Here is a 401-nt window from a genome sequence, read left to right on the forward strand (position 1 = left end):
GAGGATCATACCTTCGGATACGCCGAATTTTGCCATTTTGCGTGGGGCGAAGTTGGCGACTGCGATGACCATGCGACCGTTCAATTCGGCAGGATTTGGGTAAGACGCGGCGATGCCGGAGAAGATGATGCGTTTTTCAAAACCGAAATCGAGGTCGAATTTCAAAAGTTTGGTGCTGCCTTCGACGGCTTCGCAGTTCAATACTTTGGCGACGCGCATATCGATTTTCATAAAGTCGTCGAAGCTTGCCTGTTCGGCGACTTTTTCGTATTTACCCTCTTCAACGGGCGCGGATGCCGTCTGAATGCTTTGTTTGTTGGCTTCGATCAAATCGTCCACTTGTTTTTGCTCCACTCGTTGCATTAAATGTTCGTATTTGTTGATGGCGTGTTCGCCTAGGG

At 49.1% G+C, this 401-nt stretch carries 1 protein-coding gene; it reads right to left on the bottom strand.

Annotated elements, in window-relative coordinates:
* Positions 1 to 401 (bottom strand): hypothetical protein (locus tag RM704_RS45875; protein ID WP_498076472.1); only part of this gene is annotated, 401 nt, incomplete at both ends.

The organism is Streptomyces gottesmaniae, from assembly GCF_031845845.1.
In the GTDB taxonomy this organism is placed as follows: domain Bacteria; phylum Actinomycetota; class Actinomycetes; order Streptomycetales; family Streptomycetaceae; genus Streptomyces; species Streptomyces akebiae.